The 11,874-nt window shown below is 60.7% G+C and carries 9 protein-coding genes and 3 pseudogenes; 5 read left to right on the plus strand and 7 right to left on the minus strand.

Annotated elements, in window-relative coordinates:
• Nucleotides 1–224: transposase (locus AC1DT6_RS39165; RefSeq protein ID WP_477115525.1), on the plus strand; the 224-nt coding region annotated here is incomplete at its 5' end.
• Nucleotides 225–245: 21 nt separating this feature from the next.
• Here the strand turns inward: AC1DT6_RS39165 and AC1DT6_RS39170 are convergent.
• The 5 genes and pseudogenes from AC1DT6_RS39170 to AC1DT6_RS39190 all read right to left on the minus strand — a co-directional run.
• Nucleotides 246–719: pseudogene (locus AC1DT6_RS39170) on the minus strand (DUF4158 domain-containing protein); the annotation flags it as partial.
• A gap of 569 nt (nucleotides 720–1,288) precedes the next feature.
• Nucleotides 1,289–2,311, minus strand: a complete 1,023-nt coding sequence (locus AC1DT6_RS39175) for an SWIM zinc finger family protein (RefSeq protein WP_477104681.1) — start codon at nucleotides 2,309–2,311, stop codon at nucleotides 1,289–1,291.
• A gap of 18 nt (nucleotides 2,312–2,329) precedes the next feature.
• Entirely contained in the window at nucleotides 2,330–5,008 is a 2,679-nt protein-coding gene (locus AC1DT6_RS39180; RefSeq protein ID WP_477104682.1) for a DEAD/DEAH box helicase, read from the minus strand.
• A 564-nt stretch (nucleotides 5,009–5,572) separates the two neighbouring features.
• Nucleotides 5,573–6,028: an HU family DNA-binding protein gene (locus AC1DT6_RS39185; RefSeq protein ID WP_477104683.1), complete on the minus strand. Its 456-nt coding sequence runs from the start codon at nucleotides 6,026–6,028 to the stop codon at nucleotides 5,573–5,575.
• Nucleotides 6,029–7,227: 1,199 nt separating this feature from the next.
• Nucleotides 7,228–7,416: a hypothetical protein gene (locus tag AC1DT6_RS39190; protein ID WP_477104684.1), complete on the minus strand. Its 189-nt coding sequence runs from the start codon at nucleotides 7,414–7,416 to the stop codon at nucleotides 7,228–7,230.
• A 694-nt stretch (nucleotides 7,417–8,110) separates the two neighbouring features.
• Between AC1DT6_RS39190 and AC1DT6_RS39195 the strand changes: the two are divergent.
• The 3 genes and pseudogenes from AC1DT6_RS39195 to AC1DT6_RS39205 form a co-directional block, all read left to right on the plus strand.
• A pseudogene (locus AC1DT6_RS39195) lies at nucleotides 8,111–8,294 on the plus strand (DNA-binding protein); the annotation flags it as partial.
• Nucleotides 8,295–8,434: 140 nt separating this feature from the next.
• Entirely contained in the window at nucleotides 8,435–8,599 is a 165-nt protein-coding gene (locus AC1DT6_RS39200; RefSeq protein ID WP_477104685.1) for a hypothetical protein, read from the plus strand.
• On the plus strand, nucleotides 8,596–9,777 hold the full coding sequence (locus AC1DT6_RS39205; RefSeq protein ID WP_477104686.1) for a PDDEXK nuclease domain-containing protein: 1,182 nt from the start codon (nucleotides 8,596–8,598) through the stop codon (nucleotides 9,775–9,777). Before AC1DT6_RS39200 ends, AC1DT6_RS39205 begins: the two co-directional genes overlap by 4 nt.
• A 362-nt stretch (nucleotides 9,778–10,139) precedes the next feature.
• On the opposite strand, the pseudogene AC1DT6_RS39210 reads toward AC1DT6_RS39205, so the two are convergent.
• Nucleotides 10,140–10,746: pseudogene (locus AC1DT6_RS39210) on the minus strand (nucleotidyl transferase AbiEii/AbiGii toxin family protein).
• Nucleotides 10,743–11,246: a helix-turn-helix transcriptional regulator gene (locus AC1DT6_RS39215; RefSeq protein ID WP_477104687.1), complete on the minus strand. Its 504-nt coding sequence runs from the start codon at nucleotides 11,244–11,246 to the stop codon at nucleotides 10,743–10,745. Before AC1DT6_RS39215 ends, AC1DT6_RS39210 begins: the two are co-directional and overlap by 4 nt.
• A gap of 265 nt (nucleotides 11,247–11,511) precedes the next feature.
• On the opposite strand from AC1DT6_RS39215, the gene AC1DT6_RS39220 reads away from it, so the two are divergent.
• The coding region (locus AC1DT6_RS39220; protein ID WP_477104688.1) for a plasmid pRiA4b ORF-3 family protein at nucleotides 11,512–11,874 on the plus strand (363 nt) is incomplete at its 3' end.

The raw sequence follows: 11,874 nt of genomic DNA on the forward strand, positions 1-11,874 counted from the left end.
TCGATAGCACTGGTGGGGCAGTGCAGATGGCCTTTGTCCCGCCCTACAGCCCGGACCTGAATCCAGTGGAGTATCTCTGGGCCTGGCTCAAGCGCCATGCCCTGGCCAACTTCTGCCCACACTCGCTCACCGAACTCAAAACGACCGCCYGCAATCGGCTGCGCAGCGCACAACAACGCGCCAACATCATTGCCGCGTGCTGGAAGCAGGCCGAGTTGTGGTGATGTCGTCATTTATACAAGGATCAATAGTATCCGATGCTCATACAGCCAGCGCTTCAGCTCATGAAACAACTCGGTGCGGCTCGGCTGTCCCGTCAATCGCTCCTTGAGCCAGCGCGTGACGTAGCGGCGCTGGTGCTCAGCCATCGGACTGAAGCCGAGGGCTTGGTAGGCCAGCATCTGATGATTTGACAGTGTATCGGTGCGCCCATCGTAGAGTGCGTTGAGCGTGCCCATGTCCGGCGGTGTCACACCAACCTGGGCACCGACATGCGCCCAGAGAAATCTTGGCACCTGCTTGCAGGCGTCAAGCGTACGTCCTGTCATGCGGATAAAGCCGATGTGTACGGCAACGGCCAAGCGATACAAGGGGCTGCGCCGAGCATCAATCAGTGCGCGTTCCTTGGGGGAGTAGGTGAAGAACGTGGCAAGCTCGAACTCACTGAGTTCCCGTGGGATCTGCCGCATCCCGAGGTAGGCCAACCGCCAGTGATCCATCGCGCTTCTCCGACGCATGAGACGGACTGCGGAGGGTAGCGGCAATGAGAGGTGGTCGCAACGATCAACACGCTAATATGTCGCTTGAAGCACTTCAAAAAGCAAAAATGGGACAGACAGCAACCTATTGATTTATTGGCATTTTTCTTGGTTGGCGGCCCGGAAAGCCGCATGGCTACAAGAAGCGGCTACCCCGGTAAACTGCAGCGAAAACAAAGGGAGACCGATTACTGAGGCGGTTGCGTGCGAAATACGCAGAGTCACCCTCAACCCGCGCTGCGCATCCTCGTCCCTGTAGCCAATGCTGACCTGTGCGCCGATGCGGTCTGCGATCGTCCGGACTATGGACAGGCCAAGCCCTGAACCCATCGTCCCAAGTTACTGCACGACACTGTTGGGGCCTTCATCGCCAAGCACGAACGATGATCAGCTCGGCACTCTAACGGAAGGCGGGCGCCTCCCGTTAGAGTGCCGGTGCGAGCTGGGCGTTATCCGGCCGCAACTTGCGACCGGCCGGCTCGGCCGAACAGTAGTCACTCACCCCTTCGAGTCGCTCGCCAGATCACCATTTAGCGGGACGTACCTTTCACCAATCGAGTACTGGCGCGCTTCCTTGTTGCAGCCTCTTTCTGGGTTGCAGGCGAGTTCGCCACCCTTGCTTTACCGGCAACAACGTTGCCAGATGTTGATTTACGTGGCCCAGCAGATAGCTTGACTGGTAACGTCTTTGTTACCGATTTATTGTCCTCCGCAGTCTTCGCGTTCGCAGGTGGCTTGCGGGCTGTCGAGACAGCCGACCTGGTCGCCTTCTTCGCTGTCACCTTACCTGCCGGTGGCTTGTTACGTCCAGCAGCAGGCTTCGGCGGTGGGTAAGCGTCGGCCATCTCGATGCCAAACACATCGGCCACCAGCGCGTCGTCGAGCACCTTGCTGGTAGCGGGTCGCTTTGTGGCTTTGGGCAGGCCAGCGCCAGCCTGCCTGACAAGATCATTGACATCGACGCGGCGCAAGGCGAAGAGCAATTCCGGCTGTTGGTCGAGCCGCGCGCCGATGCCGTAGAGTACGGCAGCAACGTGCTTGCACATTGACGCCCAGTCCGGGCAACTGCAATTAAACTTGATTTCTTTCGGCACCGGGAAAAGACCGGTGCCAGGTTTGCAGATGCGCTCCATCACGGATGTCGAGAGCTTGCCCTGCAATAGCTCCACGATCGAATCGATCGACCCCGCGCAATCGGCGCCGATCGCCCGCCATTGCTTTTCAGGACACGCAGTCACGGTCACAGCGACCGTGTAGAGGCTCGAACCCATTACCTGCGCGCGGACTTCGCCTGCCGTGATCTGCAGGTCGATCACGGAACCGTTGCGCACATAGGTACGGCCCCGCGGCAGCCGGTTGGCATAGTCACTGTAGCCTTCCAGATTGTCGCACCAGGCCTTGCCCCAGAAGGTCTTGGCGATGGCGCCGCGATACGACGCGATTGGCGACAGGACCGCACCAGCCTTCTTCGCCTTCGCGGCGGCCAGTTCAGCCTTTTTTCTTCGCTCGGCGACCGAGACATAGGGCTTCCATCCCCCGTAACCGTAACCCATTGCGATTCCTGTTGACGATCAGTTTTCCTGCGCGGCATAAACGTCGAGCTTCACGAGATCGAGCAATTCACGATCGCTCATCTCGGTGAGCAGGAGTTCCGCGCCGCCCTCCAGCACATCCTTCACCAATTGCTGCTTGGCCTCGATCAATTGGTCGATACGGTCTTCGATCGTGCCACGGCAGATAAACTTATGCACCAGGACGTTCCTCTGCTGGCCGATACGGAATGCACGATCAGTCGCCTGGTTTTCCACGGCCGGGTTCCACCAGCGGTCGTAGTGGATCACATGTGAAGCGGCGGTGAGATTCAGACCCGCCCCACCGGCCTTGAGCGAGAGCACGAAGAAGGGTGTCAGCTCATCCTCCTGGAATCGCTTGACCAATTCGCGGCGCTTGGCTACCGGGGTGCCGCCATGGAGTACCAGACCTTCGCGGCCGAAGATCGAACCCAGGAATGCCGCCAGCGGTTCAGTGGTCTCGCGGAATTGGGTGAATACCAGTACCTTTTCCTGCTTGGCGGCAATGACTTCGGCCAGTTGGCGCAGGCGGGCGAACTTGCCGCTGTCTTCCGCCTTCCAGGCCGCGTCGCCCAACCACTGCGATGGATGGTTGCATATCTGTTTGAAGCGCATCAGGAAGCTCAGCACGACACCCTTGCGACCGATGCCTTCGGCGTCTTCAAGCGCGGCGGCCAGATCCTTCACCGCACGCTGATAAAGTGCCGCCTGGCTCGGGCTCAGGTGGCACCAGGCCTTGAGTTCGGTCTTGTCCGGAAGGTCGTCGATTACCCGCTTGTCGGTCTTCAGGCGGCGCAGGATGTAGGGGCGTACGAGCGTTCGCAGCGGACCGAAGTGCTCGGCCTTCGCCAGCCGCCTAGTAAAGTTGGCAAAGACTTTGTCTGAGCCCAGTAATCCGGGATGGGTGAAATCGAAAATGGACCACAGATCGGACAGGCGGTTTTCCACGGGGGTTCCGGTCAGCGCGATGCGCGATTGTGCCTGGAGCTGCTTGACCTGTCGCGTTTGCTTGGCGCCCGGATTCTTGATCGCCTGCGCTTCGTCGATAACGGCAACGCGCCATTGGATGGCCCCCAGTACCGGCTGGCGAAGAAGCGAGCCATAGCTGGTGATGACGAGATCGATGTCCGCAAGCCGCGCGGGGTCCAGCGCGCGCAATTCGGCCGCCGGCATGACCGACGGATGGGCGATCAGTAGGCGCAAGCCGGGGGCAAAGCGCTCGGCCTCTGCCGCCCAGTTGGCCAGCAGCGATGCGGGGGCGACCAGCAGACTGGGCCGGACCTCGGCGCTTTCGCGCTTCAGCACGAGCAGCAGCGAGAGTACCTGCATGGTCTTGCCCAGACCCATATCATCCGCCAGGCAAGCGCCCAGTCCGAGCCGGGTGAGCAGGTACAACCACCGCACGCCGACCTGTTGGTAGGGCCGCAGGTTAGCCTTGAGTTCCGGTCCCGGGCTGATCTGCGCCAACCCCTCCGGCTGACGCAACTCCTGCAGGATGTCGGCCAGCCAGGGCCCTGCAACAAGCTGCGACCAGTCGCGGTCAGCGGGGTCGGCGCTCTCGTCGAGCGAAACACCCGCCAGAAGGCGTAGGGCCTCATTAAAGGGCAGACCAGTTTGCGCCGCCTTTTCCATGGCCTCGAATCGCTTCATGAGGCGACTAAGCTTCTTCTTGTCCACCTCGATCCAGCGACCACGGATGAGTTGCAAGCCATCGGCGCCTTTGAGCAGATCCCTGACCTCGGAGGCGCTGAGACGCTCGCCGTCGAGGGAGACCTCCATGCTGAAATCGAGCAACGCGTCCTTGCCCAGGAGCGAAGGCGGTCGTGCTCCGACGCTGGCTTTCACAACGGGACGAGCAGGGCGGCCCGCCTGCCAGACGCCTGGCGTGCGTACGACAATCCCGGCGGATTCGAGTTTGGATAGGTCCGAAAGCAGGCGATGGGCGTCGAGCGGCGTCCAGCGCAGCGGATGGTATATCTCGCCGGTATCCACCATGTCGCGAAGCCAATCGCAGTGTTCCGCAGCGCGCTGCACCGGCAGCAGTAACGACAGGAGCTGCGCCTTGCTCCTGGTTCCCGAAAATTCCGCCAGGGCTTGCGACAGTGGCTGGTGTTGCGCTTTGCCATGGGCCGACAGGCGCGAGGTGTAAGTCGCAAGGAAGGCAAACGGTGACTCCGGGTCCTTGCGGTTCTCAGCGAGGTTGAAATGCACACGGCCGACGAGATTCCAGGCCGGGTGGCGCAACTTGAGGAAGTCCTGAAGCGAGACGCTTGCGGTCGCCAGTTCCTGGTGCAAGGCAGTATCGATCTCGCCCCACAACGTGGCCAGCACATCTGGCGTTAGATACTCGCCGCCCGTCATCGGCGGCGCATCGGCAATCATGGCATCAAAATCATTGGCAGCAGGCGTTGCGACCATGATCTCGCCGCCTTCGGGCGTAGCGCACAAGGCGGTGACATAGCGCGCGGCAAAATCACGCCACCAGGCCCACGCGGGGGGCAAAATTCGGCCGATTTCAGCCGTTCCCAAATGCAGCAGGCCATGCCCCTCGCCAAATGCAAACGAACTCCCAAGCCGCAGTCGCGTATCGTCTGCCAATATTGGCGCGGCGTCCTCCGGCACCGCAAGCAGGTGTCCGCCGGGCGTCAGGTGTGGCGCGAGAATGTCGGGAGCAGTCAAAGGGACCGGTCCCAATCGCACCGTTGCAGCGAGCGCTGAAGCCGCATGTCTTCAAGGGAGGCGGCTGCGGAATCAACCAGCGGGCCCTCCCGCCTAGTTTGGACTGGGCGAATCTCCGATTGCGGCTGGTCCGAACGAATTAACGGGTCGACCAACCGTCCGGGGTATGCCTTTCCGCTGCGCTGCACATGTCTCGTGAACTGTCTATTCATCTGCTGTAGGACAAACTGATTGCTACGCATTAACCGACGGAAGCCCACTCCCGGCTCTGCTGCCGGGCGACCACTTTCAACCTTCGAGGCGGCCCCGCGCGAATTTCCGAATCTTGCCAAGAGAAACACGACTTTCCATGAAAGAGTGCCAAAACCTCAGTCACGCGAGATTGGATGCCGATGGCGGCTCCCGCCCGCGCGGTGGAAATCAACTGGCGCGCTTGTTACAAACGAGTAGATGGCGGAATGTCCCGAATGGCCGGTATGGGACATACTTAGAGGACACTGAGCAACTGCTTAAAACAAAGGGAGCCGCGCTAGGGCTCCCTTCACCTTGCAAGTCGACAATGGCTTAGGCAGCGGCGTCCTTGAGCTTCTTCATCGGACGGACCTTCACCTTGACGGTCGCCGGCTTTGCAGCAAACCACTGATCCTCTCCGGTGAACGGGTTCTTGCCGAAGCGCTTCTTGGTCGCCGGCACTTGGGTGGCGACCACCTTGAACAGGCCGGGCAGGGTGAATTCGCCCGCGCCTTTCTTGTGCACTGCGCTCAACACCGTGTTTTCCAGATGGGCCAACACGGTCTTGACGGTCTTGGCATCCAGTTCGGTTTGCGCGACAAGGTGAGCGAGCAGGCTGGACTTGTTGAACTTGTCACTCAGCGGCTTGGCGACCGGTGCAGCTACGGCAGCCTTTTTCGCTGGCGCCGCCTTCTTGGCCGCAGCCTTCACCGGGGCTTTGGTTGCCGGTGCCTTCTTGGCTGCAGGCTTGGCAGGGGTCTTCGCGACAGCTTTAGCTTTAGTTACCATGGGATTGAAGCCTCAATTTCTAGTGGTTTGGGCGCTGACCTGCCAGAGGCATGAGCGCTCGCTGGAGCATAGCAAAAACCGCGCTGCATGTGGGCTTGCCGTCGACCTGAGAGGACGCGCCGGGGCTCGCTCAAGTGCTTTCATTTTGACGGCGGCGGCAATCCGGCTGCAGGTTCGGAAACGGGCAAAGCCAAGCAGTTCGCTGATCGCATCGCTGGGCTGGACCGCGAGCGGTTGGCGGCGGCAGAAGGTATTGCGGAGAATTCGCGGACTCATGTCATCAACCTCAAAAGGCGATCGCCCCCAGTGCAGCGCGTACGATCCTCACGAGGCTGATCTCGGTGATCGCGGTGCCGGAAGCCTTGCGGGAGAACGCCAGGTCACCGGCTATCGGCATGGTGGCTCGGCGGGCCTACCAGGTCGAGAGAATCGGGACGGAGAAGGATGCGACGTGGCCAGTGCGGGTATCACCGCCCCATGCGCCGGAACCCGGAGTAGCCGCGGGCTGCTGGTCAACTACCTGTGCGGCGCGCTCTCTGCCACTGTGACGCCGGTGCCGAGGAAGAATGCGCCGATTGCTCGGCTGCGCAGTTTAACAAGATCGTCGCCGGCATGCGGCTGCACGTACGTCGGCACGCGGGTGTCGGCATCCTCGGGCAGATAGATGCAAAGAGGGTCGTCCCGCGGCTACCGGCCGTCGCGTACCAATTTCTCGGCGGTGTTGGCTTGCCGGACCTCGACGGCGAGAGCAATTGATGACGCTGGATGTGAAGTCGGAGCCAGGTCCCACTGCCTCGCGCCGGAAAACCAATCCATAACACCTTAGCCATACGTTGCAGTGGGGGAAAAGGCTCTGGTTAAGTCCTCGTAAAACACCAGGAGGATCGCACGGACCACCCGTACTTCGCGTCGGACGGATCACGAACGAGTCCTACGGTACAACCCTTGCTCGCGCCATACACCGTTCGAACCAGGGCCTTATCACCCGCGATCTTGGGCTTTTCGCTGACCCCAACCGGATTCTCGGTGAACGTTCGACGAACAAAGGCTGCCGCCGCCAGCTCCGCCGCCTTGGCGGTGCCGGGAGCTGTTGGCTTGTCAGACTGGGCGAATCCGACGGCCAGTGCCACGATCACAGCACCGGCTAACGCGGCCTGCCGAGGTCCTTTACCGGTTGGGCGTCGCCTATTTCCGACCATTCACTGAGCGGCCATGTTTACAACCATGCCGGCGGCGGCAAGCTTGTCCCGCAGTGCCTGCGCCTTGAGCGGATCACCCCCGATAATGACCACCTTGCCGACGTCCAGGCGGCGGATCTGAGTCGCCAATGCCTCGACGGACGTCGTCGGACATTTTGTCAGCGGAAACATCAAGCTCTTGGGCGGCATATTCAGTTCTCATCATTGCAGTGCATGTCCGGTCGCGCCATTGCGCCTCGGCGTACACGCATCGATGATAGCGTCGCACGGCCGTAATTTCACCCCCACTGCCGGGGGCCGGGAGTTTCCATGCCGGTCTCCTGGGAGAAGACTCGAGCAATTGTCGTCCGAAGGCATCATGGCGGCTCCCGACGGCGCTGCGGAGATAGCCGCGATTCCCGGGGAGGTCTCCCGCGGCAGGGAAGTCTCAATGACGGAGTCAGCCGATTTGTTGTCTAGATAAACCTACGTACCAAAGTCTCGACCAAGCCTGAAGCCCGGCATAAGCAGGTGATGTTGGCGAAGTGATTGGCCCGTACCGCAAGCACGAGCTTGCGCTGGGCCTGCGGAAATCCGCCTTTAGCTTCCGCGCACACGTCAACTCAAATAGGCGGCGTCTGGCGCTTGTCCGCAGCCTGAGTTCGCCGCGCAGGCACGGCGGGATCACGACACTACTGTGGCAAGGACTACATTTATGGGCGACCCTGCCTTTCCTGCACCCCGGAATGCCCGTGTCATGCGGGGACAATCAGCGGGAATCTGCGGATGTAGAACGTCAGGACGCGAGCAAGAGCAAAGCCAAGGCTAAATGATCCCCACAGCGACACATGTCAGTACCTTTTCCCCTTGAGTGCGCCCACCAGAAAACCCTGGATCGAGCCAGCGGCAACTCGAGGAGCTGCGTACCCAATTCTCGACGGAGCTGGAGCCCAGCCGCGAACAGGTGACCGTCGCGCAGGAGCGCGCCAGCGCTACCGAGCGTGCGCACCGAGCTAGCGGCGGTGCAGGCGAGGGCGCAAGACGCGGCCGTGGCTGGGGCTCCGGAGCGGGCACGGCTGCAGGCCGAGCGCGACACGATCAGCCTGCTGTTGGGGGGGAGGCAGAACAGGCGCTTGGGGCGGTGCGCTAATCGCCGGTACAATGTGCACAGATCGTTGTACTCGAGCTAGGGCTAACTGGAGCGTTTGTGGAGAAACCGAGTCGTGCAATGAACGTCCATCTAGGCGCGGACCTAAAGGCTCGCTGGACGGGATACTGCGTGGTCCCGGATAAGTTGCCCGACGCGCTCCTCGAGGACCCGAAAGGCCTTGAGGTTGAGGTGATGCGCCTGGCAGGCAAAATCGAGGGGCTTCTGAACGAGGTCGAGGCATGACCGACCTCGTATCCTCCAGTCCCGCCTACAGCGGCATCCACGGCGACATCGTCGTCTTGCTCGAGAGCGCCCGTCTCGTCGCCGCGCGCAGTATCAATGCACTGATGACGGCAACCTACTGGGAAATCGGTCGGCGTATCGTCGAGTTCGAGCAAGGCGGGCAAGATCGAGCAGCCTATGGACAAGCCCTGCTCAAGCGGCTGTCTGCCGACTTGTCCACCCGATTTGGGCGAGGATTTTCCGAGCGTAACTTGGAGCAGATGCGTTCGTTTTACCAAGAGTGGCCCCTTGAGCGGATTTCGCAGACAGCGTCTGCGAAATTGCCCCGCGCTCGAAAGTCGCAGACGCTGTCTGCGATTTCAGTGGGTACCGTGCTTTCGGAGTCACTGCGGTGCAATGCGGTTGACCTGCCTGCCCTTGCCAAAGCCTTTCCCTTGCCTTGGTCGGCCTATGTGCGTCTGTTATCGGTTAAAAATGAGCAAGCGCGCCATTTCTATGAAACCGAAACCTTGCGTGGAGGCTGGTCGGTACGGCAACTTGATCGGCAAATCAGCAGCCAGTTCTACGAACGTACCGCCCTGTCGCGCAACAAGGCTAGCATGCTGGAAAAAGGTGAGCTGGCCGAAGCTGGTGATGCGATCACGCCCGAGGAAGCCATCAAAGACCCATTCGTCCTGGAGTTTCTCGATCTAAAAGACGAATATTCCGAATCCGACCTCGAAGAGGCATTGATCCGACATCTGGCTGACTTCCTGCTTGAACTGGGCGATGACTTTGCCTTCATCGGACGCCAGCGTCGGCTGCGAATTGACGACAGTTGGTTTCGCGTCGATCTCCTTTTCTTTCACCGTCAACTCAAGTGCCTATTGGTGATCGACCTCAAGGTAGGCAAGTTCAGCTACGCCGACGCAGGGCAGATGCACCTGTATCTTAATTATGCGCGCGAACACTGGATGAAGCCTGGAGAGAACCCACCGGTGGGATTGATCCTTTGCGCCGAAAAAGGTGCATCAGAGGCCCACTATGCATTGGAAGGTCTGCCGAATAAGGTGCTAGCTGCCGAGTACCAGACTGTGCTGCCCGATGAAAAACTGCTAGCTAAGGAACTAGCCAAAACGCGGCGAGAGCTGGAGTCGCGGCGCACCGGGAAGGATGGGGATACAGAGGGCGCGGAATGAAACGTGGCCGAAAAGTTCGCTATCGCTCTGATGAGCTCGCCGTCATCAAACTTCTGCTCTTTGCCGGCGGCCTAGGACCTGACCTGCCGTCCCGTAAGCGTTAGCATGACTGCCTCCGTTGAATAACGGCTGGAGGGATGGTACAGCTAGATGTACGTTCGCCAAGCCTGAAGTTGTGCAGCAAGCTGTTGCACAATTGTGGTCAGTGCACTGACGTAGAAAGCGAGAGCGCCAAAACCACCAGATTTCGCGCAAAAAGTACGGCTACCCCTTACGGGCGATATCGTTCCCGCGCCCTCTGCGGAGCATCATCCGTTTCCTGCAGCGAATCGAGAAAATCCCGCGCCAGCGCGACACACTCATCAAAGCTTCGGTCGAAGCTGATCCGCCGGATCCTGGCGAACTGCTCGCGCATGATCGGCGGGCCCGCCTCGATTTGGCGCAGGAAGGCATGCTGCATGCCTCAGCAGAAACGGCGCGGCATGCGCGAGGGCTGTTGGTTCTTGCTCGACCACGACGGCAAGGTCGAAGAGATCCCGTGCGGTGGCGCGGTTGCCCCGATGGTAGAGCTTCTTGGCAACGATTTCGGCTGCAGTCTCCACTTTGACTGGCTGCCCCATGATCTCCCAGATCTCGAATGGCTCGTCGGTCAGGTTGGGCGAGGCCACGACGTCGACTTCGCCGGCGTCGAGGACCAGCTTCACGAAGTTCCCCCTGCTCCACATAGTCGCTCGTGATGCCCTCTGCGGTCTCACTCAGGCGGGGCGTCACGAACCCTAAATATTGCGGGTCCGGCACAAAGAGGTCGATATCGCGTGAAAAGCGATGGCGGTACCGGAGCATCAGGACCGTCCCGCCCCCGAAGGTCCAGAACGGCTCGATACCCCCATGCTTCCTGACCTCCTCCATCAGCGTGAAGGCGTGAGGGAACAGGCTTTCCCAGATGTCACCCTGCAGCTCAATCTTCATGCCCACAGCCCTCCGCGTGTCGCCGTCAATGACTGCGCGAGCCGTCTGAGGTTCTTCCAGATGTCGGCCGGTTTCCGATGCTGCTTCGCCGCCACCTCGGCCACTACCTTGGTGACGAGCTGCAGTGGCGCCTCATCCAGGATCTGGGCTACTTGCGGCCGAAACTCCGCCGGCACCTCGCCAGTGGCCAGCGCCCATTCAAGCTGATCAGGCGTGAGCTCGCCGGTGTAACTGACGTTTGCGCCCTTTGCGGCCATCCATAGCGCGCGGGTCGGCGTGCCCCTGGCCTGGCGGCCGGCTTCGGGATCGTACACATCAAGCGCCAGGCCGAGGACGTCCATCAGCCGGCCCAGCGTTTCGAGCGTGGCGTTCACGGTTCCATGCTCGATGCCGTTTAGGGACTGGCGCGACAGTTTGGCCATATCCGCCAGTTGCTGCTGGGTCAGGCCGAGGGCGATCCGCTTGTGTTGAATCGTATTACCCAAGAGTGCAGGGTTCATGGCGAAAATCTCCGATCGATGTGTCAAGTATAGACGACATAGACGGGGAAATGTTCCTTCGGCAATTGGCGTGCTAGAGGGATGGCCCCGCACGGCCCGACCCTGGCCCACCTGCAGGCCGCGGACTGCTTTACTGTGACGCCCGCGGACCCTAACCCCTGGGGCGGTGTGCTACCGCAACGCGCAGGGGCAGGAGACCGCGCCAAAGCGGGGGCAGACGACCGGGCCACTGCTGAGAGACCAATGAGGCAACTAAAATGCGCGCATGGCTTCCGTTCCTGGGCCGGCGATCTCCGTCCTTCAACTTCGAATTGCTCTGAGCGGCCTGAGCCCGCCGGTTTGGCGACGCGTCCTCGTTCCTGAGCACTTGACGCTTGGACAATTGCACAATGTCATCCAGGTAGTCATGGGCTGGGCCGACGAGCATCTGCACACGTTCAGCATTCGTGGCAGGCGTTACGGCGAAGCTCATGAGGGCATCTTGCAGTTCTCCACCGCGGCAAACGAACTGCCACTGACTGCGTTTCGTCTCCGCGAACACGAAGGCTTCGTCTATGTGTATGACTTCAACGCGTGGTGGCGCCACGAGATACGGGTGGAGCGGCGTAGGCTGCGGCAACATCCTGGC

The sequence above is a fragment of the Cupriavidus sp. 01L45 genome (genome assembly GCF_056399885.1).